At 61.1% G+C, this 26,734-nt stretch carries 22 protein-coding genes; 19 read left to right on the forward strand and 3 right to left on the reverse strand.

Going from position 1 to position 26,734, the window contains the following annotated elements; translation table 11 throughout:
• The first annotated feature begins 1 nt into the window (after position 1).
• The 18 genes from LDN84_RS01925 (at position 2) to LDN84_RS02010 (ending at position 22,920) form a co-directional block, all read left to right on the forward strand.
• A complete protein-coding gene (locus tag LDN84_RS01925; protein WP_223907367.1) occupies positions 2–2,188 on the forward strand; it encodes an NHLP family bacteriocin export ABC transporter peptidase/permease/ATPase subunit in 2,187 nt (728 codons plus the stop codon).
• Positions 2,188–4,899: an NHLP bacteriocin export ABC transporter permease/ATPase subunit gene (locus LDN84_RS01930; RefSeq protein WP_223907370.1), complete on the forward strand. Its 2,712-nt coding sequence runs from the start codon at positions 2,188–2,190 to the stop codon at positions 4,897–4,899. The genes LDN84_RS01925 and LDN84_RS01930 overlap by 1 nt, the downstream gene beginning before the upstream one ends.
• 14 nt (positions 4,900–4,913) lie before the next feature.
• Positions 4,914–6,059 (forward strand): ABC transporter substrate-binding protein, encoded by a 1,146-nt coding sequence (locus tag LDN84_RS01935; RefSeq protein ID WP_223907373.1) that lies wholly within the window; start codon positions 4,914–4,916, stop codon positions 6,057–6,059.
• Between the two features lie 80 nt (positions 6,060–6,139).
• The gene (locus LDN84_RS01940; protein WP_223907376.1) at positions 6,140–6,352 is read left to right on the forward strand and encodes a hypothetical protein; all 213 of its coding nucleotides are present in this window, start codon (positions 6,140–6,142) and stop codon (positions 6,350–6,352) included.
• 18 nt (positions 6,353–6,370) lie between these two features.
• Positions 6,371–8,218, forward strand: coding sequence for an SLC13 family permease (locus LDN84_RS01945; RefSeq protein ID WP_223907379.1), 1,848 nt, complete (start codon positions 6,371–6,373; stop codon positions 8,216–8,218).
• Positions 8,215–9,234 (forward strand): hypothetical protein, encoded by a 1,020-nt coding sequence (locus LDN84_RS01950; RefSeq protein ID WP_223907382.1) that lies wholly within the window; start codon positions 8,215–8,217, stop codon positions 9,232–9,234. The genes LDN84_RS01945 and LDN84_RS01950 overlap by 4 nt, the downstream gene beginning before the upstream one ends.
• Before the next feature lie 95 nt (positions 9,235–9,329).
• A complete protein-coding gene (locus LDN84_RS01955; RefSeq protein ID WP_223907385.1) occupies positions 9,330–9,644 on the forward strand; it encodes an NHLP leader peptide family RiPP precursor in 315 nt (104 codons plus the stop codon).
• Positions 9,645–9,804: 160 nt separating this feature from the next.
• The gene (locus LDN84_RS01960) at positions 9,805–12,075 is read left to right on the forward strand and encodes a TOMM precursor leader peptide-binding protein (protein ID WP_223907388.1); all 2,271 of its coding nucleotides are present in this window, start codon (positions 9,805–9,807) and stop codon (positions 12,073–12,075) included.
• A gap of 95 nt (positions 12,076–12,170) precedes the next feature.
• Complete coding sequence (locus LDN84_RS01965) at positions 12,171–13,604, forward strand: SagB/ThcOx family dehydrogenase (RefSeq protein WP_223907391.1); 1,434 nt, start codon at positions 12,171–12,173, stop codon at positions 13,602–13,604.
• 156 nt (positions 13,605–13,760) lie between these two features.
• Positions 13,761–15,500, forward strand: a complete 1,740-nt coding sequence (locus tag LDN84_RS01970; protein WP_223907394.1) for a hypothetical protein — start codon at positions 13,761–13,763, stop codon at positions 15,498–15,500.
• Between the two features lie 193 nt (positions 15,501–15,693).
• On the forward strand, positions 15,694–16,074 hold the full coding sequence (locus LDN84_RS01975; protein ID WP_223907397.1) for a hypothetical protein: 381 nt from the start codon (positions 15,694–15,696) through the stop codon (positions 16,072–16,074).
• A 102-nt stretch (positions 16,075–16,176) separates the two neighbouring features.
• Positions 16,177–16,542, forward strand: coding sequence for a hypothetical protein (locus LDN84_RS01980; RefSeq protein WP_223907401.1), 366 nt, complete (start codon positions 16,177–16,179; stop codon positions 16,540–16,542).
• Between the two features lie 81 nt (positions 16,543–16,623).
• Positions 16,624–16,989 (forward strand): hypothetical protein, encoded by a 366-nt coding sequence (locus LDN84_RS01985; protein ID WP_223907404.1) that lies wholly within the window; start codon positions 16,624–16,626, stop codon positions 16,987–16,989.
• A 97-nt stretch (positions 16,990–17,086) separates the two neighbouring features.
• Positions 17,087–17,464, forward strand: coding sequence for a hypothetical protein (locus tag LDN84_RS01990; RefSeq protein WP_223907407.1), 378 nt, complete (start codon positions 17,087–17,089; stop codon positions 17,462–17,464).
• Positions 17,465–17,507: 43 nt separating this feature from the next.
• Positions 17,508–17,891 carry a hypothetical protein gene (locus tag LDN84_RS01995; protein WP_223907410.1) on the forward strand — a complete coding sequence of 128 codons (384 nt, stop codon included), beginning with the start codon at positions 17,508–17,510 and terminating at the stop codon, positions 17,889–17,891.
• 265 nt (positions 17,892–18,156) lie between these two features.
• Complete coding sequence (locus tag LDN84_RS02000; RefSeq protein WP_223907412.1) at positions 18,157–18,540, forward strand: hypothetical protein; 384 nt, start codon at positions 18,157–18,159, stop codon at positions 18,538–18,540.
• Positions 18,541–18,573: 33 nt separating this feature from the next.
• Complete coding sequence (locus LDN84_RS02005) at positions 18,574–21,903, forward strand: type 2 lanthipeptide synthetase LanM family protein (RefSeq protein ID WP_223907414.1); 3,330 nt, start codon at positions 18,574–18,576, stop codon at positions 21,901–21,903.
• Positions 21,904–22,551: 648 nt separating this feature from the next.
• A complete protein-coding gene (locus tag LDN84_RS02010) occupies positions 22,552–22,920 on the forward strand; it encodes a hypothetical protein (protein ID WP_223907417.1) in 369 nt (122 codons plus the stop codon).
• A gap of 71 nt (positions 22,921–22,991) precedes the next feature.
• Here LDN84_RS02010 and LDN84_RS02015 read toward each other — a convergent pair whose 3' ends face one another.
• From LDN84_RS02015 to LDN84_RS02025, 3 genes are all read right to left on the reverse strand, one after another.
• Complete coding sequence (locus LDN84_RS02015; RefSeq protein WP_223907429.1) at positions 22,992–23,576, reverse strand: zf-HC2 domain-containing protein; 585 nt, start codon at positions 23,574–23,576, stop codon at positions 22,992–22,994.
• 62 nt (positions 23,577–23,638) lie between these two features.
• Positions 23,639–24,220, reverse strand: a complete 582-nt coding sequence (locus LDN84_RS02020; protein WP_223907433.1) for an RNA polymerase sigma factor — start codon at positions 24,218–24,220, stop codon at positions 23,639–23,641.
• A 9-nt stretch (positions 24,221–24,229) separates the two neighbouring features.
• Positions 24,230–24,511 carry a response regulator transcription factor gene (locus tag LDN84_RS02025; RefSeq protein ID WP_223907436.1) on the reverse strand — a complete coding sequence of 94 codons (282 nt, stop codon included), beginning with the start codon at positions 24,509–24,511 and terminating at the stop codon, positions 24,230–24,232.
• 250 nt (positions 24,512–24,761) lie between these two features.
• On the opposite strand from LDN84_RS02025, the gene LDN84_RS02030 reads away from it, so the two are divergent.
• Positions 24,762–26,726, forward strand: coding sequence for a S8 family peptidase (locus LDN84_RS02030; RefSeq protein ID WP_223907439.1), 1,965 nt, complete (start codon positions 24,762–24,764; stop codon positions 26,724–26,726).
• The last annotated feature ends 8 nt before the right edge of the window (positions 26,727–26,734 follow it).

The following is a 26,734-nucleotide window of genomic DNA, read 5'->3' on the forward strand; positions in this document are numbered from 1 at the left end:
CGTGAGCCGCAACATACCAGGGGCGACTCCTGACCAGCGCCGTGTGCGCACACCCACGATTCTGCAAATGGAGGCAGTGGAGTGCGGCGCGGCCGCACTGGCCATCGTCATGGCTTATCACGGCAAATATGTGACGCTGGAAGAGTTGCGCGAGAGCTGCGGCGTCTCGCGTGATGGCAGCAAAGCCAGCAACGTGGTGAAAGCCGCCCGCACCTACGGCTTTACTGCCAAAGGCTACCGCAAGGAGCCAGGCGACCTGAAAACCATGACCCTGCCGGTCATCGTGTTCTGGAATTTCAACCACTTTCTGGTGGTTGAAGGGTTTCAAAAAGGTAGGGTCTTTCTCAACGACCCGGCCAGCGGCCCACGCACCGTCACCGAGGACGAGTTTGACCAGTCCTTCACCGGCGTGGTGCTGACCATCGAACCCGGCTCCGACTTCCAGCCCAGCGGACAAGCACGCAGCATGCTGGCCAGCCTGCGCTCACGCCTGCCGCTGTCTGAGCCCGCTTTGACCTATCTGATCCTGGCCGGGCTGGCGCTGGTGATTCCGGGCCTGGTGTTGCCGGTATTCACCAAAACCTTCATCGACGAGTATTTGATCGGGCGCATGGACTCCTGGATCAAACCGGTGCTGCTGGGCATGCTGTTCACCGCCATTGTGCGTGGGGTGTTGACCTGGCTGCAAAGTTACTACCTGACCCGGTTTCAGACCAAGCTGGCGCTGTCCACCTCCAGCAAATTCCTGTGGCATGTGTTGCGCCTGCCGGTGCTGTTTTACAGCCAGCGCTCTCCGGGCGACATCAGCTCGCGGGTCGGCATCAACAACCGCGTGGCCGAGTTGCTCACCGGCGATCTGGCCACCACCGTGCTCAATGTGGTGATGGTGATTTTTTATGCGGCCCTGATGCTCTCCTACGACCTGGTGCTGACCCTGGTGGGCGTGGCCATTGCGGCGCTCAACATCCTGTTCTTGCGGCTGATGACACGCAAGACGGTGGACATCACGCAAAAGCTGGCCAATGACAGCGGCAAACTGCTGGGCACCTCGATGAACGGCTTGCAGATGATGGAGAGCATCAAAGCCTCGGGCATGGAGGCTGACTTTTTCACCAAATGGTCGGGCTACCAGACCAAGGTGATGAACGGCCAGCAACGGGCTGGCTCAGTCGGCGTGGCCATGATGACCGTGCCGCCTTTGCTGACCGCACTCAACACCACCTTGATTTTGTCCTTGGGCGGCTTGCGGGTGATGGACGGCGCCCTGACCATGGGCATGTTGGTGGCGTTCCAGAGCCTGATGGCCAGCTTCATTGACCCGATCAACCAACTGGTGTCGATGGGTAAAAAAATTCAGGAAGTGCAGGGTGACATGAACCGTCTGGACGATGTCTTGCAATACCGCAGTGACCCGCGGCTTGACACCACCGCCCAGCCCCCAACATCAGGCCAGGCCCCCGCAGGGCAACTGGAGGGGCATGTGGAACTGCGCAACGTGACCTTCGGCTACAGCAAGCTCGAAGCCCCGCTGATCGAGAACTTCAACCTGGTGCTTAAACCCGGTGAGCGTGTGGCCCTGGTCGGCTCTTCGGGTTGCGGCAAGTCGACCATTTCGAAACTCGTGGCGGGCTTGCATGAACCCTGGTCAGGAGAAATTTTGTTTGACGGAAAACCCCGCAACGCGGTGGATCGCCAGGTCTTGCTGCAATCCCTGGCCATGGTGAGCCAGGAGATCACCCTGTTTGAGGGTAGCCTGCGCGACAACCTGAGCATGTGGGACACCACCCTGCCGGAAGCCCAAGTGGTGCAAGCCGCCAAAGATGCCTGCATCCACGAGGCCATTGCCACACGCGACGGCGGTTATGACAGCATGGTCCAAGAGGGCGGTGGCAATTTCAGCGGCGGCCAGAAGCAACGGGTCGAAATCGCCCGTGCCCTGGCCATCAATCCACGCATCCTGGTGCTGGACGAGGCCACCAGCGCACTCGACCCGATCACCGAAATGCAGGTCGATGACCATCTGCGCCGCCGTGGCTGCACTTGCCTGATCGTGGCGCACCGCCTGAGCACGATCCGCGACTGCGACGAAATCATCGTGCTCGACAAAGGCAAAGTCGTCCAGCGTGGCAGCCATGAAGACATGCGCGACACCGATGGCCTGTACGCCACTCTGATGAGAGCCGCGTGATGTCTCAACTCCCCGCAACGTTGCACAGCGTTTTCCAGGCCGACGGGCTGGCCTGCCAGGCACGCACCGGTCATCCTCTGTGGCTCCATGGCATCGACCGCCTTTGGCTGCTTGAGCACGGCAAGGTTGACGTGTTTTTGACCCGCATCGAAGGCGGCCAACCCTGCGGTGCGCTGCACCCCCTGTTTCGACTGGAGGCGGATGCCTTGCTGCCAGGCATGCCCGCGTCCGCCGGTGAAAACTGGGGCCTGGTCGCCGTAGGTCTGCCAGACACCCGCTTGCTGGCCTTGCCGCGTGAGCGATTGATGGCGCAACTTCACCAACATGCAGAGAGCCCGCAACAAAGTGTGGCCTGGTTGACTCATTGGTTGGCGCAACTCAGCCTTTGTGCCGACGGTCCCTTGCCGACCCAAGCCCGGCGTAGTCTGATGCAAACCGTGTCCAGCTGGGATGACATGGACGGGTTGCACGCACAACTGCTGGAGCGGCTGATTGCGCAGCGCCATGCCACACAAGCCGTGGAGCAGCAGCGCATGCGCCAAAAAGAGGCCCGTGAGCAGCAAAACATCCAGGCGGCCATGCAGCGTTTGTCGGCCATTCTGGACCCACAGGCACCAACTGGCGTACACATGACCCGCCAGCGTTCGGCGTTGCTGGCGGCTTGCCAGGCGGTGGGCCAAGCCAGCGCCATTGACTTTGTGGCACCGGCGCAAGCCGACACGCCCAGTGCCGTCAAGCGGGATGCGCTGGCCGATATTGTGGACGCATCAAGGGTACGCAAACGCCAGGTCGCCCTGAAGGGAGACTGGTGGCGGCAAGACCAGGGCCACCTGCTGGCCACGCTGGAAGACGGGCTGCGTCCGGTGGCGCTGATTCAGGTGGGCAAAGGCTATGAGCTGCATGACCCCGAGCGCGGCACGATCACTGTTGTCACGGCTGGTATTGCAGCCAGTTTGAGCCCCTTTGCCCACGCGTTTTACCGCTCGTTTGCGGGCACGGCCATCAGCCTGTGGGAGATGATTCGTTTTGGCAGCCAGGGTTGTGTGCGTGACTACAGCACGGCTTTGTTGATGGGCGCTGCGGTGGGCTTGCTCGGCATGGTGACCCCGATGGCCACCGGCATGCTGTTTGACGTGGTGATTCCGGCCTCAGACCGCAGCCAGTTGCTGCAACTCAGCATGGCCCTGGTGGCGGGCTTGCTGGCCACGGCCATGTTTGAAGTCACGCGCGGTGTGGCCCTGCTGCGGGCCGAAGGCAAGATGGATTACATCATTCAGTCTGCCGTCTGGGATCGCCTGCTGAGCCTGCCGACCGCGTTTTTTCGCAGCTACTCTGCCGGTGACCTGGCGGTGCGGGCCAACGGCATCAACGCCATTCGCCAGATGCTCTCGGGCCAGGTGATGCACACGCTGATGGCGGTGGTGTTTTCCATCTTCAATCTGGGGTTGCTGTTTTACTACAACCTGAGCCTGGCGCTGCTGGCCCTGGCCCTGGTGGCGGTGGCCATTGTGGTCACCACCAGCACCAGCCTGATCCGTCTGCGCCATGAGCGTCAACTGGCCGACATTGAAGGGCGCATTTCCGGCTTGTTGTTCCAGCTGCTCGGCGGTATTGCCAAATTGCGCACCACCGGGGCCGAGGGGCGCGCCTTCTACAACTGGGCCATGCTGTTTGCCAGCCAGCAGGAGCACCAGTTCAAAGCCACCATGGTGCGCAACACACTGGGCGTGTTCAACGCGGTGTTTCCGGTGGCCGCCAACATCTGTATCTATGGCGTGGTGGCGTTTTACCTGGGCGACAAAGCCAACTTTTCCACCGGCTCGTTCCTGGCTTTCAATGCGGCGTTTGGTGGTTTTCTGGGGGCCATGCTGGGCACCACTGCGGCCATCACGGCGGTGCTGGACATCATCCCGATGTACGAGCGTTCCAAACCGATTCTGCAGGCCTTGCCAGAAGTCACCGGTGACAAAGCCCACCCCGGCACATTGACGGGCGACATTGAAATTGCCCACCTGTCATTCAGCTACAGCGCCGATGGCCCGACCATCCTCAACGATGTGTCGATGCACATCAAGTCCGGTGAATTTGTCGCCATTGTGGGTGCCTCAGGCTCGGGCAAGTCCACCCTGCTGCGCTTGTTGCTGGGCTTTGAGCAGGCCAGTTCGGGGGCCATCTACTACGACCAGCAAGACATCTCTGGCCTGGACATTGGCGCACTGCGCCGCCAATTGGGCGTGGTGCTGCAAAACGGCCAGCTGATGTCGGGCGACATCTTCACCAACATCCTGGGCTCGGCCGCGACGCTGACGCTGGACGATGCGTGGGAAGCCGCCACCCAGGCCGGTATGGCGGACGACATTCGCGCCATGCCCATGGGCATGCACACCGTGGTCAGCGACGGCGGCGGCACGCTCTCGGGCGGGCAGCGCCAGCGTTTGCTGATTGCCCGCGCCATCGTCAACCGGCCCCGCATCCTGTTGTTTGACGAGGCCACCAGTGCCCTGGACAACCGTGCGCAGGAGCTGGTCAGCAGCAGCTTGGAGCAGTTGCGTGCCACCCGCATCGTGATTGCCCATCGCTTGAGCACCATCGTCAATGCCGACCGGATTTTTGTGCTCGACCAAGGCCAGTTGGTGCAAACCGGCAGCTATGACGAGCTGATGAGTTGCAACGGCCTGTTCGCTGACCTGGTACGTCGGCAAATTGTTTAGTTTTGGAGAATGTTGTGAACACTTGGCGACTATTTATTCTGAGCGTGTGTGCGCTGACGGTGGTGGCCTGCTCCTCGGCCGACACCCCCAGGCAAGCCCGCGCCTTGCGGGCCCAAAACGCCACCGGTGACATTGTGATTGGTGCGGCCTGGGCGTGGGAGGGGGCCAAAGGCCAATTGTGGAACGGCATCGAGCTGGCGGTGGATGAAATCAATGCCCGCGGCGGTGTGCTTCACCGCAAGATCAGGATCGTCAAGGAAGACGATGAATCGTCCTTGGCCAAAGGGCGAAAAATTGCCCAGCAGTTTGCTGAAAACCCGGACATGGTGGCGGTGATTGGCCATCAGAACTCTTATGTCGCCCTGCCTGCGGCAGCCACCTACCAGGCCGCAGGTCTGGTGTACCTGACACCGGGTGCATCCAGCTACCAGCTTCATGATCAGGGCTATGACCTGGTGTTTCGCACCTCCCCCAGCAACCGCAGCATAGGCATCCAGATGGCCAGTTACATGGCGCAAAAAGGCTACCGGCGCGTGGCCATCTTTTACGTCAAGGCCAAAGCCAGCCAGGACATGGCCAATTATTTTGAGCAACATGCCAAAGATCTGAGCCTGACGGTGGTGGATCGCCGTTCCTTCCCCAAAGGGGCACAGGATTTCAGCAGCACCATCCAGAACTGGAACGATCTGTACCACTTTGATGCGCTGTTTCTGGCCGCCAGCATGCCCGAGGGTGCGGCCTTTGTGGCGCAGGCCCGCAAAATGGGTTTCACTGCCCCCATCGTCAGTGGCGACGGGCTTGACACCGCCCAATTCATCACCGATGCAGGTGTGGCGGCTGAAGGTGTGGTGTTGCCTGAAACCTTTGTGGACGACCCCAGTCGCCCGGCCTACAGCCGCTTCTATGCCTTGTACACCCAGAAATACCACACGCCACCACGCACCAACCATGCCCGTGGCTACGACGCGGTGCATGTGATTGCCCAGGCCATCCAACAGGCCAACAGCACACAACCCGAACAGATTGCCAAAGCCTTGCATGCCACACGCGGCTGGCATGGGGCCACCGGGGAATTTACCTTTGATGACAAGGGCGACATTCCTGACAAGCCCATCGGTTTGAAGGTGGTGCATAACGGCCAGTTTGAAACCCTGAAATAAATTTGCACCGTGCGGCAAGCTTTTGAGCGCATCGGTGACCCATGCCATGCAGACGTGACTCATAACCCCAGGAGAAAACCATGAAAACTTCAGACCCCCAACTCACAACAACGCCCACATCCGATGCGGCACTCACCGAAGCCCAATTGGCCGATGTTGTGGGCGGTGCCACCTACACCATCAACCTGATCAACCGGACACCTCCCAACGCCGGTATCTTTCAGAGGCCACCCACGGGACCCGATCAGCAGACCCGTGACTGGGTGCTACGCCAATGGTTCAGCAAACCCTGAACCTGGCCCAAGCTGACCATGCCAATGGAACCCTCTCCCACCGAACTTGCCGAGCGCTTGTTGCACGAACCCTTGTTGGCCGGATTGCCCGGGCGCGCCCATGCCCGCTTGTTGGGCGCGGCCCGGGTGGTGCAGGTGGCCGCCGGGCAAACCGTAGTCACCTCGGGCGCACCGGCGACCGATCTGTGGTTGGTGCTGCAGGGTTCACTGGTGCTGTGGTCTTTCGGCGACGCGGTGCGTGGCCAGGCCCTGTCGGTGGGCGAAGAGGCGCTGGCCGGGCAGGCGCTGTATTGCCGCAGTGCGGTGGCATTGACTGACAGTTGCCTGCTGGTCTTGCCCCGGCGGGCCTTGCAAGAGGTGCTGGGGGATACCCCTGATCTGGCCAGAAAAGCCCAGGATGCACTGCTGTGCAGCGTTGGTGGTGTCACCCTGCCGGTGCTGCCGGTCAAACCCCGCAGTGGGCCTGCCGCCACACCACCACGCGAGGTGTGGGGCTGGGCTTGCACCCTGCTGTGGCCCGCATTGTTGTTGGCTGCGGGCCTGTGGCAAGGCTGGGCGATCCAGAACACGCTGTTCCTGGCCATTCTGGCGGCCACGGTGTCGATGTGGATGTTTTCCATTGTGGACGAGTTTGTGCCCCCGCTGTTTGCCATGACGGCCATGTTGCTGGTAGACCTGGCACCGGCCAAGGTGGTGCTCTCCGGCTTTGCCTCCAGCGGGCTGATTCTGTTTGTCGGGGTCTATGTGCTGGGGGGCGTGCTGGTGGCTTCGGGCCTGTCCTACCGCTTCATCCTGTGGATGCGCCTGCACCTGCCTGACACGCCGTTCTGGCACGGCTTTGCGCTGCTGGCTTCGGGCTACGCGCTGTCGCCCATCATGCCCTCGGGCAATGCCCGCCTGAGTTTGCTGGCCCCGCTTTACCGTGATTTTTGCAGCACGGATGGAGTCCAGTCCGGTGGTCTGGATCACACCCGCCTGGCGGCGGCCACGTTGGCCGGTTCCATGAACATGTCGCCGATGTTTCTCACCAGCAAAAGTGCCAATCTGATTGTGTTTGCCATGCTGCCAGCGCAGTTGCAAGAAGAGTTTCAGGGCTTCTTCTGGTTTCTGGCGGCCATCGTCTGTGCGCTGGTGGTCACGGTCGGGCACTTTGTGCTGGATCGGGTGTTTTTTGGCCCCGGTCAGGTGTTGCCAGCCTCCAAAGCCCAGGTGCGCCAGCAGCTCCAATTGCTGGGCCCGATGGAGCGCGACGAGTTGTTTGTGCTGGGGGCGCTGGGGGTGTTCCTGCTGGGGGCCACCGGGGTCAGCTGGCACCACATTTCGCTGCCCTGGGTGGCCGGTTTTGTGTTGGTGGCTTTGTTGTTTTACGGTCTGGTCAGTAAAAAGAGTTTCCAGAATTATGTGGACTGGCCAATGGTTTTTTTCCTGCTGTCACTGCAAGGCCTCACCGGCACCATGGAGTACTTGCACCTGGTGGAGCAGGTCACCCCGTGGATGGATAGTCTGGCCGCCCTGCTGCAGCAGGATGTGCTGCGTCTGGTATGGCTGGAGCTGGTGGTGGTGCTGATCATTCGCCTGGCGCTGCCGATCACGGCCGGTATGGTGGTGTCGGCCATTCTGTTCATGCCCTTGGCCGAAGCCACCGGCATCAACCCCTGGCTGATCGGCTTTCTGGCGGCCATGTTTTCCGACCTCTGGTTTTTTCCTTACCAAAGCAGCGCCTATAGCCAGTTGCGCTCGGTCAGTGGTGTGTCCACTCTGTTTAATGAGCCCTTGTTTTTGAAGTTCAATCTGGCTTCATGCGCCTTGCGTGTGGTGGCGGTGTGGGTGTCCATTCCCTACTGGGACGCGCTGGATCTGATATGAGAAAAACCTCCAAAGTGGTGCTGATCAGCGTCTTTTTGCTGTTGTCCCTGGTGTTGTCGATTTATTACAACCACACCATCCCGCGTATTCTGGTGGTGCACAGTTATGACGAAAACTTCAGCTGGGTGAAAGGCTTCAACACCAGTTACCTGAGTGTGCTGAAAACCTACCCGCGTTCGCTGCAAACCCGTATGCACTACCTGGGCTTGCTGGGCGCGCCCAATGACCAGCACAAAGCCACCGCAGCGGCATCGGCCCTGCGTGCGGTCGAGACTTTTGAGCCTGACGTGCTGGTGGTTTTTGGTGACCTGGCAGCTGAGCTGGTCACACCGAAGCTGCTGAACCGGCCGGCTATAAAAATTGTGTTTGCCGGCATCAGCCAGCAGCCCTCTGACCATGGCTTTGACACCGCCAACAACACCACCGGTATTTTGAAGCGCTTGCCCTTGCTGGCCTTGCATGAAGCCATGAACGATCTCGGGCGGGGCAAGCCGCTGACGATAGCCTGCCTGGGGGATGCCCGCGGTGTCGCCATGGCCGAGGCCCGCCAGGTGGCGCACTACGACTGGTCTCCCCACACCGTGCTGCCTTGCCGGCAAGCCGGGAATTTCCCCGAATGGCAGGCCCAGGTGAACGTCTTGGGGGCTCAGGCCGATGTGCTGTTTATCACCGGCTACCGGGGTGTGGAGCGTGAGCCCGGGCAGACCAAGGTGGTGCCCCCGGCCGAGGTGATGACCTGGACCGAAGCCCATAGCCCCGCCTTGACCATGGCGGTCAAAGACGGTTTTGTGGCCGACGGTGGGGCTTTGGCCATCTCTTCTTCACCGCAGGAACAAGGGCAGACGGCAGGCCGCCTGACGGTTGCCCTGTTGCAAGGCCAGTTGGCCAAGGACCTGCCGGTCAAGGAGGGCCAGGCCTTTGGGGTGGCCATGCACACCCAACGACTCCACCAGCGCGGCATGCGTCTGCCCAAGGTGTACGAGGCTGCGGCCCGTGCGGCGGGGGCCTATGACTGAAACGCAGCTTGGCCGACCGTGGAACCTATTGGCCCAAACGGTTACTCACCCCGCGCACAAGGTCAATCCCTGACCTGCTGCCTCAAGGAAACCTCATGAACACCAACGATCACACCCCCCCAATGAGCCAACTCGTCGCCAAAGCCTGGGCTGACGAATCCTTCAAACAACGCCTGCTGGCCGACCCGGTGGCCGTGCTCAAGGCCGAAGGGCTGGAGCTGCCCGCGGGCCTGACGGTCAAAGTGCTGGAAAACACCGATAAGGTGTTTCACCTGGTGCTGCCCCCCAAACCCACCGAGCTGTCTGATGACAGCCTGGATCGTGTCAGCGGCGGCATCTGCCTGTGCACCATTCTTTGCATCAGCGACGACCCCTACCACGTGAAGTGGGCGGACAAGAGCCGCAATTGATCTGTGGGCAGGGCGAGGCGCCGCCAGGTGGCATCCACACCCGTCTGCAAGCCTATTTTGCTTCTTATTTGATAGCTTCTTGCGCAGTATTAACAAGTGCTAGGGGCTGATTTGTTATATGAGTTGCCAGGCTCCACCTGAGCACATGGCAGCAGGCCTGATGGCGACTTACCAGCAGATACAGAAGATGATCCAGTTCCCCAAGTTCAAAGCCCACCTGCGGGTGAATATCGTTCCTGGCGAAGGCGTGTTGCTGCTCTGCGAAGACACGGCCAGCGCCTTGCATGGCCGACTCTACGAGCAATTGGTGCCGCTGCTGGACGGGCAGCGCAGTGCCGATGACATCGTGGCCGCGCTGGCGCAGCAGGCGGATGCCGCGCAGGTGTATTACGCCTTGATGCTGCTGGAAAAAAACGGCCACATCGCCCAGGCCACGCCCCACATCGACCCCGCCACCGCCGCTTTCTGGCACGGGCAAGGCTGCGCACCAGAAACTGCGCTGCAAGCCTTGCAGACCAAGCGGGTAAGGGTGCGCAGCGTGGGCCAGGTGGACACCTGGCCTATGCACCAGGCCTTGCAGGCCCTGGGTGTGCAGCTGACGACCCAAGACACACACGTCGACCTGGAGGTGCTGCTCACCGACGACTACCTGCGCACCGACCTAGCCCACCACAACACCGCCGCGCTGCAAGCCCAGCGCCCCTGGTTGCTGCTCAGACCCTTGGGGTTGAGCACCTGGGTGGGGCCACTCTATGTGCCGGGTCAGACGGGCTGCCACCATTGCCTGCAGCAGCGCCTGGCACGTAACCAGATCGCTAGCCAGTTTGTCGCCCATCGCCTGGGGCTGACCGAGCCGCTGCCGCTGGCCGTGGCCAGCCACCCGGCCAACCTCGCTATGGCGTGTCAACTGGCTGCCTTGGCGGTGGTCAAGCACCTGGCCGGGGTCGACAGCGGCTTGCAGGGCCGGGTGTTGAGCCAGGACAGCCGCACGCTGCAGACCCAGGTGCACGTGTTGAGCCGCCTTCCGCACTGCCCGGCGTGTGGCACTGCGCCACAGCCGGTACCCACAGCGCTGCAACTGGTGTCACGCCCGGTGACGTTTGCCCAGGACGGTGGCCACCGTGCCACCGCGCCCGAACACACCCTCCAGCACTACCAGCACCTGGTCAGCCCCATCACCGGCGTGGTCACCGAGTTGACCCCCGTGCCCAGCCCGGTGGCCATGGCCCACGTGGTGGTGGCTGGCCACAACCACGCCTTCAGGATCGAGCGGCTGGCCTCGCTCAAGCACAGTCTGCGCAACGCCAGCAGCGGTAAAGGCATGACCCCCATCCAGGCCAGGGTGAGTGCCCTGTGTGAAGCCCTGGAGCGCTACTCGGGCGAATTCACCGGTGCGGAGGTGCGCCGCACGGCCAGTTACCGCGAGCTGGGGCCAGATGCCATTCACCCCAACGCGGTGATGGGCTACAGCGCCCGGCAATACGCCCAGCGCGAGTGGTGGAACGCGCGCCAATCGCGCTTTAACGGCGTGCCTGAGCCACTGGCGGACGATGCCCGCATCGACTGGTCTCCGGTCTGGTCACTGACCGAGCAGCGCCACAAATACCTGCCCACCCAATTGCTGTACCACGCCGCCCCGGCTGCGGCGGGTAGCCACCGCAGCTATGCCCGTACCTGCTCCAACGGCAATGCGGCCGGCAACCATCTGGAAGAAGCGGTGTTGCAGGGTTTTCTGGAGCTGGTGGAGCGCGACGCGGTGGCGCTGTGGTGGTACAACCGCCTGAAAAAAACCGGCGTGGCGGTGGCCAGTTTTGCCGAGCCGGGCCTGCTGGATCTGCACGCGCAGTACCAGGCGCTGGGGCGCGAACTGTGGGTGCTGGACATCACCAGTGACCTGGGCATTCCCACCTTTGTTGCCCTGTCACGCGTGAGCAGCGGCGCACCCGAGCACATCCTGCTCGGCCTGGGCTGCCACCTGGATGCCCGCATCGCCTTGCAACGTGCGTTTGCCGAGCTGAACCAGATGCTGGGGCTGGCCTACAGCGGCGGCGGTGGGCAACTCCGCATCCACGACGGTGAAACCCTAGCCTGGCTGAGCCAGGCCACACTGGCCAACCAGCCTTACCTGGTGGCTGACGAGCGTGTGCCGCCCAAACAGCGCCGCGATTTTCCCCCGCGCCACAGTGGCGACTTGTTGGAAGACATTCGGTTGTGCCAGCGCATCGTGGAACAAAAAGGCCTGGAACTGCTGGTGTTGGATCAAACCCGCGCCGATGTCGGCCTGCCGGTGGTCAAGGTCATCGTGCCAGGCTTGCGCCACTTCTGGGCGCGCTTTGCGCCGGGGCGGCTGTACGACGTGCCGGTCAAGATGGGCTGGCTGCAACGCCCCCTACGTGAAGAAGAACTCAACCCGATTCCGGTGTTTTTCTGAGTGATGCTTTGATTGCTATAAATAATGTAGCTATCTACGCTTGTTACATAAGCTATAGAGGCTAATTGGATACATAAAAAGGCCCTTCTGGTGATATGTTGACCCCACCCACCCCACCCACCCCACCCACCCCGTCCTACGGCCTGTCTTGGGCCAGCAGCGTCACCCTTGAAGCCGATGGCGACGACCTGGTGCTGCATGCCTATGCCTGCAATACCTTGCGTCTGCGCCAGCCCAACGCGGCCCAGCGCCAGCTTGTGGCGTTGTTAAACCGCGGTGGCCTGCATGCCCATGCGCTGTGTGAGGCCGCGCTGCGCCACGCGCCTGGGGTCGATCTGGCCCGCCTGTATTACCTGCTGACATTGGCCGCCAACAAAGCCCTGCTGCGCTACACCGTATCCCACCAGGGACAAGCCTTCGCATCCCTGGAGCCACTGGCTGCGGCCTTCCGCTTTGAGCCCATCACCACCCCGCAGCGCTACCAACTCTCGCGCTTTGCCTGTTTGCGCCGCGAAGGCCATGACACCGTGGTGGAGTGCCCGCTGGGCCACGCCCGGCTGGTGTTGCATGACGCTCGCGCCGCGGGCTTGGTGGCGCTGCTCAGCCAAGTCCGCTCTGTGGCCGAGCTGGTAGCAGAACAGCCAGGCCTGGACGAGCCGACGGTGGCCGCCTTCATCAGCTTGCTGCACAACGCGCATGCGGCGATGGCTGTGAATGGCGAAGGAAGCTTGCCCGAGGACAGCAGCGCCTCACTGCAGCAGTGGGCGTTTCACGACCTGCTGTTCCATAGCCGCAGCCGCGCTGGCCGCCATGACACGCCGATGGGGGCGAGCTTTCGCTGGGCCCGTCAGGTGCGCCCCTTGCCTGCGGTGAAGCCACCCATGTCCACCCAGCGTATCCCGCTGGAACCACCCCAGGAGCCCCTGAACAGGCCATTCATTGAGGTGATTGAGGCCCGCCGCTCGCAGTCCCAGGCGGGGGCAACAGCCTTGCGGCTGGCCCAGCTGAGTGCGCTGCTGTACCACGCGGCACGCATCAAAACCGTTCATGAACCAGATCCGGCGCAGGCGCGGGCCTGTACCACCACCCTGCGCCCCAGCGCCAGTGGCGGGGCGCTGCATGCGCTGGAGCTGTACCTCACAGTGTCGCGTTGCGAAGGTTTGGCCCCCGGCTTCTACCACTACGACCCGCTGGCCCACGCACTCGAACACTTGGCCGAGCTGGGCCCCGCTCACCAGCGCCTGCTGCAAGCCGCCTGCCAGGCCAGCGGCACCGCGCAGCCGCCGGATGTGCTGATCACCATGGCCGCCCGGTTCCAGCGCAGCAGCTGGAAATACCAGTCCATCGCCTACGCGCTGATTCTGAAAGACGTGGGGGCGCTGTACCAGCAGCTGTACCTGGTGGCCACCGCCTTGCGGCTGGCTCCTTGTGCGCTGGGCGGCGGCGATTCCGACCTGTTCGCACAACTGGCCGGGACGGACTACTACGCCGAAACCACGGTGGGCGAGTTCAGCGTGTCGGGGGCCTGAGGCCAGCCTGAAAAGCCGTCTGTCTGGGTTTGCAACCTTTTGCCTCAGCCGGTTACTCAAGCGGCAAGGGGCCGGGATTGCTGTCCCCTTGATGGATCAACATGCCGAATGCGTGTTGCCCGATTCGGTTAGTTTTTATCACCGGAATTCAGCAAAATGAACCTAAAACCCATGCTGTCATCACTCCAGCCCCTATCGGCCAACCCCACACGCAGAGGCCGCCGTGCCGCACGCCATCGCACGCGCATCACGGCCGCTTGGCTGGGTGTATCGCTCCTGCTGCTTGGCGGTTGCGGGGGCGGGCAGCCACAGCCCAATAACACTGCTGTGGTCATGGAGCAACTGGTCGTGGTGGGTAAGCCTGTCGATATGGCGATGCGCTCGGCCATCGAGGCGCGCTTCAATCAGGTTCGAAGCGGCGCGATGCCCACGCTGGAGGCTGGGCGCGATGTGTTGCTGCTGGACGCGCGGCTGGAAAACCCGCTGAGCATCACTGAACCCAGCCACGCCTTTCGCCAAGCCTTTGATGCCGGCGTGCCCATTCTCATCATGCACATGGACGATAACTTTGAGCGCGCTGTGCACCGGCTCTTGCCCGGCCTGCTGGATGTCGGCTACACCGGTCTGGCGCTGGTGATTCCGCCGCGCGCCGGATACGGGTATCAAGACGGTGCCATCATGCACATTTCGCGCAAAGATGCGCGCAGCGAGCCCTGGAGCGCGACCAACACCGCTATCAATACCTTGCTCGACCAGTTGCGCCAACTGCACCCGGCGCGCACAGCAACCCAGTCCGCAGACGCGAATGGTGATAGCTGTACATCGGTCGATACCAATCTGTGCTCACTCGTGAAAAAAACACCGCTGGCGCGCATGAGCATCATCAATGATTTTTCTGCCGACGGAAAATGTCTGACCAATGACTGGGAATATGTCGATGCCTTTGTGACGCGCCCGATTCTGGCTTTGGCCTATGACAGCAGCAGTGCGAAAAACTCAACACCCCAGTGCCCCAGTCAAGTCATCAATTTCTACCCAGTGCTTTATCTCAACGAGACGGTCAACGGGCCGAAATCACGTGTGCTTTCGCTGGGCATGGATGCCAACCTGAATCCGGGCTTACTTTCCCAGGCTGATAACCATGCTGCGTTCTGGTCTCAGACCTATTTCGACATGCAGGTGCTGCCTGCCGTATGGTCGGGCCCCGATCTTTTGCTCACGGGTATTCAGTGGCTGGCCAACCTGCCGCACTCTGCCAATAGCCAAGTCTCGGTGACAGACTCCGCCGGTTGGTCGCTCAATGTTGCCGCCAAAAGCAATGGCGAGGTGAGTGGTGGTGGCAGCGTTTCCTTCAGCCATTCCGTCACCAATACGCTGACCTCTTGGAAATACATCGATAACACGACCCAGAGCAGTACGACCGGTGCCCCTTGGGGCTTCACCGCCATGCAGGCATTCCCCTACGCTGGCAATTCGAGTACGGATTGCGACGGAACCGGCAGTGTGTTCAATTGGGCGGGGGCCCAATGTCATGCCTTGCCCCAAAGCGTGCGCTATGACACGATTCCAGACCTGTCGAAGTCAACGGCCATCATCAACGGAATGGCCGTGTGGGATCTGGGGTCAGACAATAACGCCAATAGCAAGGCTCAGATCACATTGAGCACAACCTCGCATTTTGATGCCGTTGGCTGCGGGCGCTGGAGCAACTCCAATTATTGGAATCCATTCAGCGTCAAGGGGCAGATCGCCCCCGCAAATGATGTCGGTGGTTACGATTGCAGCGGCATATCCTTCTGGAATGTTGGTAATAGTGCGACATGGACGCGTCGCGCAATCACCAGTGTTATCAAGCAGTTTGAGGTCGACCTGAGTTTGCTGCCTATTGGCGGTTGAAGGCCATGACGCGGCTTTGCGCGATATGGATCGCCCAGCCGTGGCTGTATCGGGCGGGTGAGACCAAGCCAAACACAGGCGCTGTGGCCCACCCACGGGTGCAACCTTTTGCACCGGGCTGTTACTCATGCGGCAAGGGGGCTGTGAAGGCAGCTTCCTTGCTTCATTCACTTCTCAGCCCCAAGGAGCCCCCATGTCTTTATCTGCCCAAACCCTCGCCGAACTGCACCAACTGGTGGCCAACAACACCGACCTGCTGGCCCGCGTGCAGGGCACCAACGATGCCACCCAAGCCGCTGCCCTGATTGCCCAGGCTGCCGCAGAAAACGGCATCTCCGTCAGTGAGGCCGAGCTGGCTGCCCATTTTGAAGCCGCTTCAAAAGCGGCCACCCATCAGGCCTTGAGCGACAGCCAGCTCGAAGCCGTGGCCGGTGGCATCAATGATGACGGGCGCATGGCCTTGATCTCGGTCTTCACGCTGGGCATCGGCTGTGCCCTGATCAGCATTGGCCAAGCCGTTGGTGGAGCCCATGCGGATGGCACGGCCAAATACCTCGACAAAAAATTCTGCTGACATTTTTTGAGCGATATCGAAAAAAAGTGCAACCCATTCGATCCAGCCGTTACTCACTCTTCGACAACCCGTCAAATTTAATCAACCTTCCAGGAGAACCTCATGTCTTTATCCGAAAAAACCCTCAACGCTCTGCAAGCCCTCATGACTCAAGACAAGGCTTTGCTGGCTCAGGTGCAGGCGACCGACGATGCCGCACAAGCCGCCGCCCTGATTGCCGCTGCGGCTACCCAAAATGGTCTTGAAATCAATCAAACCGAGCTGGCTCAGCACTTTGAAGAAGCCTCCAAATCTGCCGCCAATCAAGCCCTGAGTGACCGGCAACTGGAAGCTGTGGCCGGTGGCATGAGTGACACCGACAAGATGATCATGCTCTCCATTCTTTCGTTTGGCATTGGCTGTGCCATGGTCAGTATCAACCAGGCGGTCAAGGGCGATGCGCCTGGTTTTGACCAAAAATTCTGCTGATTCAGCCCCCTCAGAAATGGCATCGAAATGGGTTTGGTGAACAACCAGCCCATTTCACACATTTAATCCAAGGAGACATCCATGTCTTTATCTGATCAGACCCTCCGCATGTTGCAACAACTCATGGCCCAAGACAAGGCGCTGCTGGCCCGTGTGCAAGCCTCTGACGATGCCACCCAGATCGCCACGCTGATCGCCGAAGCCGCCGAAAAAAATGACCTTGCCGTGAACACCGCTGAACTCGCCGCACACTTTGCAGAAGCCTCCAGGATATCTGCCGACCAAGCCCTGAGCGACAGCCAACTTGATGCCGTGGCCGGTGGCGGCATCAGAAGGGACGACATGATCCTGATCTCCATCTTCACCTTCGGTGTGGGCTGTGCCGTCATCAGCATCAAACAAGCAGCGGGTGCCCCCGGCGGCTTTGGTGACCAGAAGTTTTGCTGATTTTTCCACGGCTTGAACAAAGCCTGTAACCCCTCTGGCAGGGCGGTTACTCCGCACACCACAGCCCGTCAAATTGAATCCTCTCCAGGAGACTCCCATGTCTTTATCCGACCAAACCCTCACTGCCTTGCAAACCCTGATGGCACAAGACAGCGCCTTGCTGGCTCAAGTTCAGGGTGCTGAAGAGACGGCCCAGGCGGTCAGTTACATCGCCCAGGCCGCCGCACAAAAGGGCATCACCGTCAGCGCTGCCGAGCTGTCCGCGTATTTTGAAACACGCCGCCAGGGCGCAAGCACGCAGGCGCTCAGTGATGAGCAACTTGAAGCGGTAGCCGGTGGGGTCTCGGATACCGACAAGCTGATCCTGCTGTCCGTCTTCACTTTGGGCCTCGGTTGCATCGCCTTCAGCGCGGGTCAGGCGGTGGGTCACCCGGATAACCCGGAGCTCATCGGGATCAAGCAAAAATTCTGCTGAAGTGGCGCATTGCACAAGCGCTCAGCACCCCAAGGAAATCACCATGTCACTGCCCGAAACCACGCTCACCCAGCTCCAAACCCTGCTGCAACAAGACCCCGCTTTGCGGGCCAAAATTCAAGAAGCAGCGGATGCTGATCAGGCGGCCCGCCAGATGGCCGCCGCCGCTTCAGCCAACGGCATGGCCGTGAGTGAAGCTGATCTGAAGCGCTATTTTGCGCAAGCCAGCCAAGCCATCCCCAACCAGGCGCTCAGCGATGCACAACTGGATGCCGTGGCTGGCGGCTTTGGCTTTCAATACGATGCCATTGCCGAGAAGCGTTACTCCATCCTGATGATCCGCAACGACAGCAGTTGCGGAAATGCCAGCGAAAAGCCCTGGAAGGCCCCGAATTTTGATTGGTCGAACCCGCTCGGGCTCAAGTAATGTTTGAAGCTGGAGCCCTTAAGCCGCCCGTGCCTGCCCGTTGCCCTATTGAGCCATCGGATCACAATCAAAATTGAGAGCTGCCTGCGAAGGCAGCGTAAGCGCTGCAGGCCAATTGAATGACAAAAATAGGGCGCAGACCGGCAAGGCTATTGGTGCGGCCCAGCATCCACCCAACTTTTGAGCCTATTGGCCAAGGCGTAGCCGATGCGCGGCTGCGCGGACAGCTCTTTCAACAACTCGTCACCTCACCCAGGAAACCCCCATGGCTTTATCCGACCAAACCCTCAGCGCCCTGCAACAACTCATGGCACAAAACAATGAACTCGTGGCCCAGGTTCAGACCACGGACGATCCAGCGCAAGCTAGCGCCCTCATTGCCGATGCGGCTGCAAAAAGCGGTATGGATGTGACTGCCTCTGAACTCGCCGCGTATTTTGAAGAGGCTGCGAAAACCTTAACAACGCAGGCTTTAAGCGACCAACAACTGGAGGTTGTGGCGGGAGGTGTACCCAATGACGGCTTGAGTGATGACACCCGCATGATCTTGATCTCGATTTTTTCCTTGGGTACTGGCTGTGCCACTGTCAGCCTTATTCAGGGGGTCTTTCATGACAACAGCGGGTTTGTCAACAAAAGATACTGCTGATTCCCAACGATGCCCCCAACCAGCCCCAGCCCCATGCCCACCCCCATCCACAACCCAGCCCACCCCGATGCCGCGCCAGGCACGGCGGACACCGCCACCCTGATTGCCGACATCGCCCGGCGCAACAGTGGCCTCCAAGCAACGGCCATCCCGGCGGATCAGCGCCAGACCGAGCCCGCCGTGCGGCAACGCTGGCAACGCTGGTTGCGCTTTGGTGGCGGCTACAACTGGCGCACCCTGCGCCGGCGCATGCGGGCCGAGGGCTTGCGCCCCAGCGCGGTCTACCAGCCGCGCGAACTGGCGGTATTACCAGCCTGGTGCGCCACGCTGGAGCGGCTGATGCGCCAGGCCAAAGCCTTGGGCCATACCCCCGAAAAGCTGGCCGAGGCCCTGCCCCCAGATTCCACCCACCTGCCCTTTGCCACCCTGCTGGCCCCCTGCCTGCTGGTGGCGCGGGAACGACTGGCCGCCAAGGGGCTGCAGCTCACACCCGAGCAACTGGCCCCCGATGCCCTGCACGGCATGGAGCGTGCCCTGCTGACCCGTCTGGCCGAGGTGGCGGGCGGCTGCCTGCTGGCCTTGTTCGCCCCGCGCAGCAAGGTCAATGCCATGATGCTGAGCCTGCTCGGTGGCGCTAATGCCCAGGCTCCCACCGGCCAATACCAGGCTTTTGTGCAAGACCAGTTGAACGACGGCTACGCCGAGCTGTTCCAGCGCTGGCCGGTGCTGGCGCGGCTGATGGCTTGCATCGTCGACGACTGGGCCGGCAGTTGCCATGAGTTCCTGAGCCGCCTGGCCACTGACCATGCCGGGCTGCGCCAACGCTTCTTCCCCGCCCTCCCCTCGGCTGCGGTCACAGCGGTCGATGCCACCCTGTCTGACCCGCACGCTGGTGGCCGCACGGTGGTCAAACTGAGCTTTGCCGATGGCACGCGCCTGGTCTACAAACCCCGCCCGATGGCGATGGAGGCCATCTTCAGCCAGGCGGTGGCCTGGTTGAATGCGCAGAGCGCAGAGCTTGGGCCCCAAGGTCCCGGCCACCGGGTGGCCCAGGTCTGGGCCCAGCAGGACTACGGCTGGATGGAGTGGATTGAGGTCCAGCCCATGGCTTCTGAGGATGCCCACGCCTACCACTGGCGCATGGGCAGTTTGCTGGGGCTGTTTCGCGCCCTCAACGGGGCCGACATGCATCTGGAAAACATCGTCGCCGCCGGGGCGCAGCCGGTGTTTATTGATGTGGAATGTTTGCTGCACCCCTCGTCGCGCCCGCTGCTAGAAATGCCCGCCGTGGCGCGTGACGAAGGCTGGCTCACCCCGCGTGCCGTGTTGCACATGGGGGTGATGCCGTTTTATGGCTTCTCCAAGAACAACCTGCCGCATAACATGGGGGCGATTGGTGGCCCACCCTCGGGAGGCGGGCCTGAAGTGCCGCAGTTTGTACATGCCAATTCCGACTGGATGGCGCTGCAATGGGTGGTGCAACCGCTGACCACCCACCATTACCCGCGCACCGCGCAGGGCTGGTGCAATTCCCTGCTGCACGGCCAGGCCATGGCGGCAGGTTTTCGTGACACCATGGGCCAGGTGCTGGCCCAGCGTGACTGGCTGCTCGACAGTGCCGACAGTCCGCTGGCTGGTTTGCGCACCGCTTGCGGAAGGCATCTGGCCCGCACCACCTGGAACTACGGCACCTTGCTGCGCGGCGCGGTGGCCCCCGAGTCACTCACCGACGGTGTCATGTTTGACCTGACCTTTGAGCCGCTGCACCGCCACATGGCCTTGTTCTCCGACGGCTTTCGCGCCATGGCCCCGGCCGAGCGTGAAGATTTGCGTCAGCTCGATGTGCCACGTTTTGGTTTTGCCGCAGACAGCTTGCAACTGCTCGATGCACGTGGCCGGGCGCTTGGCCCAATGCACGACATCCCGCCTTATGCCGCCACCGCCGCCAGCTTGCGTGCGCTCACAGCGCAGCAAATCGAGTGGGAAGCCAATGTGCTGGAGCGTGCCCTGTGGCCCGAAGACGGCAGCGCCGCCATCGGTGTGCAGGCCTGCGCCGACAAGTTGCTGGCACGCCGCCTGTCTGCCCCAAATGGCCAGACGCTGTGGCTGGGCCTGGGTGATGCCGGTGAGGGGCTGACAGTGCGCCCGATTGAACTCGGTCTGTACGCCGGTGTGTCGGGCGTGGCCCTGGCGCTGGCCGCTGCCGGGCATGCCAGCGCTGACAAAAGCTTGAGCCAGCTGGCCAACCAGACCTTGATGAGTGCCCTGGATCAGTTGCCCGCCACCGCACGTGGTGATGCTGCCGTGGACACCCGCAGCCTGGAGAAAGCCTTCTACGCCGGCCTGCCAGGCATTGGGCTGGATCAGGGGGCAGCCGGCATTTTGTTTGCCCTGGATCAGTGCGCCAGCTTGAGTGGTGATGCCGCGTTGCACTGCCGGGTGGAGCACCTGGCTCGCCATTGGGTGTCTGGCCCACGCTTGCAGGTGCTGCTCCAACCCGGCCATCATTTTGATTATTTGAATGGTGTGGCCGGTTTGCTGCTGGTGCTGCTGAACCTGGACGGAAGTGCGGGTGCACGGCAACAGTTTCTGGCCGATGCGCAACGCTGTGGCGACCATTTGCTGCAACACGCGCGGCGCACCGAGCAGGGCCTGGTGTGGGCCAAACCCGGCGCACACGGGCTCAGTGGCCTGTCGCACGGCGGGGCTGGTTTTGCCGTGGCCCTGGTGGCGCTGTACCGCGCCACCGGTCACCGACCGTACCGCGATGCCGCCTTTGCTGCGCTGGCCCATGAAGCCACGTTGTTCAACCCGGCCGTGGGCAACTGGCGCGATATGCGCGGCTTCACCGGGCATGATGTAAGCACGGTGCAGCACTGTGGCTGCTCCTGGTGTCACGGCGCACCGGGCATTGCCCTGGGCCGGGCGGCGGTCATTCGGATGCTGGCCGACGAGCTGACCAGCACCGAGTACCGCCAACTCCGTAGCGACCTGGAGGTGGCGCTAGCGACCACCCGCCAGTCGCTGGCTGACCTGGAGGCCCCGGCCATCGACGATTTGTGCTGTGGCGCGGTCGGGCGCATGGACATCCTGCTGGAGTGCGGGCGTTTGCTGGGCCAGGCCGAGTGGGTGGATTTTGCCCGCCAGCAAGCCCAAGCGCGACTGGCCCGCTGGACGGCAGAGCCGAACGGCACTTCCTTGCATTACTGGTTCAGCGGCAAGAACATGGCCGGGGCTGACCTGTCGCTGTTCAAAGGTATTGCCAGCCTGACCTACTTGCAGGCCCGCCTGGCAGCGCCGGACAGTGTGCCCTGTGTGCTGCTGCCGTATCACATCCCGGGTGGTGTGTTGCCGTTGTGGTAAATGCTATGTTATTAATAGCTGTTTACGCTTTTGTAATAAGCGCTACAGCCTGATTTGTGATAGATTTTTTTTGCAACCATACCTCTGGTCGATCGGGTCAGCTGCAGGTGCCATTCGGCATCTAGGATGTGTTGATTTTTGTAATCCCCCCCCTATCCCCCAACCCCTTTCCACCCCCGCCGGGGCGGAAAGGGGAGCCAACAGCCGTATTTGGCCGCGTCTTTAAAGGGAGGCCAGACAACGCTTTGGCCAACGGGGCTGAATGAGGACGCGGTGCGCCTGCGCTGATAGACCCTTTGTCAACGCTCCCGTGCACAGGTTGACCTTGGCTGGTGTGCACCGACACCGCCGCGTTGGCCGTTCGCTTTGAATGTGATCAGTTCAAACACGCGGCCAAATACGGCTGTTAGCTCCCTCTTCCGCCCGGCGGGGCGGGAGAGGGCGGGGGGAGTGAGTGGGGGAAACCTGCAATACTATGAATTCAATAGCTGTCAGCGCAATCCAGACAAGCGCTACAAGCTAAAAAAGCATTTAAAAATCAAGTGAGAACAAGATTCTGGAACCAATTCCTGAAAGCCGTTACTGATGCAATGGAGACCGCACTCAAGCGCTCACCGCTTTCGTAACCCACAGACACCGGAGTTCCCCATGTCCCTATCCGCAAACACCCAACAACAACTGCAAACGTTGATGCAACAAGACCCGGCCCTGGTGGCCAAGGTGCATGGCACCAACGATGCGGCCCAAGCGGCGGCCTTCATTGCCGAGGCTGCAGCGCAAAACGGCATTGAGGTCAGTGCCGCCGCACTCGCGGCGCATTTTGAAGAGTCCTCCAAGGCCAGTGCCAACCAGGCTTTGAGTGATGAGCAGCTTGAAGCTGTGGCGGGTGGTGCGGGTGTGGTTGATGCCATCTTCATGTCCATCTTCACGCTGGGCATCGGCTGTGTGGTGGTGAGTGTGCAGACCAGCAATGAAAACGTGAAAAACGGCAAACCCTGGGTGTGCAACTTCGGCTGAGTGTGCATGAGGGCCTGTCTTCCCGACAGGCCCGCGTGGAGCCCGCTTCACGCGGGGAAATCAGTGTCGGGTCAGGGTTTCGCTTGGGCCCACAGGCGTTCCAGCATTTTCTGACTGCTGAACGCCTGGCCGGCGGCGGCCACCTGATCGAGTTGGGCATCACTGAGTTCGTCATTGGCTGAGCCGGTATGCAGCAACTCGGTGACCTGCGTGGCCTGGAACTGGTAGCCGTTGGCCTGGCCGAGCTGCACATACAGCTCAACAAAAGCGGCCTCATTGGCGGCTTCGGCCAGTTTGAGGCGCAGCCTGGCATCCTGCGCCACCTGCTGTCCAAAGTGGTGGAGTTGATCGGTTGGGGCAGTGCTTGGCGGGTTGGCTTGTTGCAGATTGAGTTGGTGCATCAGCGCATGATGGAAGTCTTCCCCCAGCTCGGCATCCTCATAGGGGCGACACAGTGCTTTTAAAGTGACCTCGATCTCGGCCAGTTCACCCATGGCCAGTCGGCACCCGTCGCAGCGCGCCAGGTGGGCGTACATCACACAGGTTTCGGCATGGGACAGGTCGCCTTCCAGACCCCGGCTGAGCAAGTGCAGAACGTGATCACAGGTAACAGGTGTGATGGGCATGTGGGTGGCGGTGTTGTTGTTGGACTCCATGGAACATGGGTAACCGTTTTCCGCAAAAGGTTGCACAAAATTCCAGAATTATCCAATGGCGCTCAAAGCGCCGGTGCAGTCTCTGACAGGAGTTCACGCAGCCGCTGCCGTGCGCGGCTTACCTTGCTTTTGACAGACCCAACCGGCATGGCCAGGGTTTGAGCCACTTCCTCGTAGGACAAGCCCTCCATGCCCACCAGCACAAGGCAGTCGCGCATGTCGCCCGGCAAAGCGGCCAGTGCGTCGGACATGGCGCTGAGGGCCTGGCGATCTTCCAGTGCATGCAGCGGGTCACCTTGTGAATGGCCACCGGCGGCAAAGCCATCGTCTTCATACTCCACAAAAGTGACCGAAGGCGCGCGATTGACATGGTTGCGGGCCAGATTCAGCGCAATGCCGGTCAGCCAGGTGGAAAAACGTGAGTGCCCGTTAAATGATCCGATGCAGCGGTAGCCTTGCAGCAAGGCCTCCTGGGTGATGTCCCGTGCGTCAGCCGTTGACCTCACGTATTTCAAGACAAAGCGGTAGAGCCTGGTCTGGTGTGCCAGCGCCAGTTTTCCGTAGGCTTGGGTGTTGCCCGCTTGCGCCAAAGTGACCCAATACGCGTCATCACTGGCTTGTTCTAAGTGGAAATCTCTGTTCACGGTATGGCTTTACGGAAGCAGGCCTACATTACGCGCCTGGCGGATAGCCTGTAGCCGGTTGGCAACATGCAGTGCCCCAAACAGGGCCGTGACATGGTTTTTGATGGTTTTTTCAGCCAGACCCAGCTGCAAGGCTATGTGTTTGTTGGTCAGGCCCTGATCCAGCATCTTCAGGATGGCGAGTTGGCGGGCTGTCAAAACGGGTGACAACGGCACCGTGGCTTGGGCCAACACAAGCCCGCCATGTCGCACCAGGGCATGGTCATCCTCAATGAGTAGTTTGTAAGGCACAGTCTTTTCCCGATCCCTTGAATGTGATGTGTCCACAAGCATAGGTCGGGGTTCCGCAGTTGCGTGTCGTTTGGGACTTTTGTCCTGAATCGGGCCTTGCCCCTTGTGTCTGTTGTGCAGGGCCGTTTCCTGGTGGGCGCGCGGCAGGTCCTCGGTGCGGGACATTGGTCCTATGTTCATGGATGCGGCGACCGCCCCTCTTAGCATTTCACTTCGTCAACCATGTGTTTGTATTTCAGAGGAAAACGTAATGGATCAGGAAAAAATTATCTTTAGACTCAGTGCCGTGGCCATGTTGCTTGTCGTGGCCGGCTGCGGAGGAGGAGGGGGGACGTCATCCGTCACGCCACCCGTCGCCACCGACCCGCTGGCGGCGTATGCCTGGCATTTGAACAACACGGGCCCATCCCAGACCGTATCGGCCATCGACAACTCCGGGGCCGTGGCGGGTATGGATGCCAATGTGGCCTCGGTACACCAAGAAGGGGCTGGCATCACCGGCAAGGGCATCACCATTGCCGTGATTGATTCCGGCCTGGAAATCGGGCACGAGGATTTGAGCCCCAACGTGTTGGCGGGCAAGTCCTTCAACTTTCTGAACAACTCGGCAGACCCCAGCCCGTCGCGCACCCGCACCGACAACCTGGCCGACCATGGCACCGGCGTGGCTGGTGTAGCGGCGGCCAAAGGCTGGAACAATCTGGGCTCACGCGGGTTGGCACCGAATGCATCTCTCGTGGGTTTTGCCCCCCTGGGCCTGGTGACGAACGTGGCCGAGGGCTTGAGTTTTGGCGCACATGCCGACTTGGTGACCGCGGTCTCTGGCGCGGATCTGGTGCTGGCCAACACCTTCGGAACACGGGCTGACAAGGTGGATATTTTTAACTACAGCGCCGGTGGAGACTATGCCTCTCCCCAGCTTGACCCCACCACGCCAGATTACAGGACTATTGCTGCGGAGTACGGCACCACCAACCTGCGCGCAGGCAAAGGGGCGATTTACTTCCAGGCCGCGGGCAATGAATTCCAGTCATCGGTTGAAGCCGCCCTGCAGGGTGGCGGTGTCATACCGGTTGACTGCGTGAGCACGTATGTTGCCGACGGCATTCTGGGGCGTTTCTCCAACAGCGCAGCCGGGCACTCTTGCCTGGACACCAATTACGAAACCCAAGGGCAGCCTTTCTTTATGAAGGTGGCGGCCATTGCGGCCAATGGGAAAGCCTCGTCCTACTCCAGCGCTGGGGCCAGCAACTGGGTGACCGGTTTTGGTGGCGAATTCGGGACGGACAACCCGGCTATCGTGTCGACCGATGACACCGGTTGTGATCTGGGGCAAAACAATGTGGCCAATCAAGCCTCGTTGGTGGCACGGTATGCTGATGCCGCTTTGAAACTGGTGGCCAATCTGTTTGGCCAGTCCAAGCAAGACCCCACCTGCAACTACACCGGCACGATGAATGGCACCTCTGCGGCCACGCCGTCGCTGTCAGGCATTACCGCCTTGATGCTGGAAGTCAACCCTGGTTTGACCTGGCAGGATGTGAAATACATCCTGGCCAAAACCGCTCGCCAGGTGGATGCCGGTATTGCCGCAGGCGCGCAGACCGTGACTTACACGCCCGTTGGCGCAACCCAAGCCTTGGTGCTGAGTGACCCCTGGGTGACGAATCAAGCGGGCTTCCACTTTCAGGCGCGTTACGGATTTGGTCTGGCGGATGCCGCAGCGGCGGTCACCATGGCCAAAACCTATACCGCGCCCACCGGGCGACGTGTGACTTCTCTGACCTCCAGCCTGAGTGGGGCATTCAGCGCCTCCAACCTGCCTGTCAGCGCAGGCAATGTGGCGGTGATTGCACAGAATGCCACGTTCCTTGCCGGGGTATCTGGCCCGATCCAGGTGGATCTGACCCTGACCAACACCACCGGGCGGGCCATCAACCCGGGGACTCTGCAGTTTGAGTTGACCAACTCGGCAACTGGTGAACGCTCCATTTTGTTGCCCGCGTATGGTGGCTGGTATGTGGGTGGTCAGACCGATCTGATGCTGGCCAACGCGCAGCAAAAATTCCGCTTTTTCACCAACGCGTTCTATGGTGACAATTTGAACGGCACCTGGACGGTCAAGGTCAAGGTACTGGATGGCCCGGCCAACGAATCCAGCACGTTTAATGCAAGCACGTTGACCGGCGTGACGCTCACCTCTTACAGCATTTAAGGGCAAAA

It is taken from the genome of Rhodoferax lithotrophicus (assembly GCF_019973615.1).
GTDB lineage: Bacteria > Pseudomonadota > Gammaproteobacteria > Burkholderiales > Burkholderiaceae_C > Rhodoferax > Rhodoferax lithotrophicus.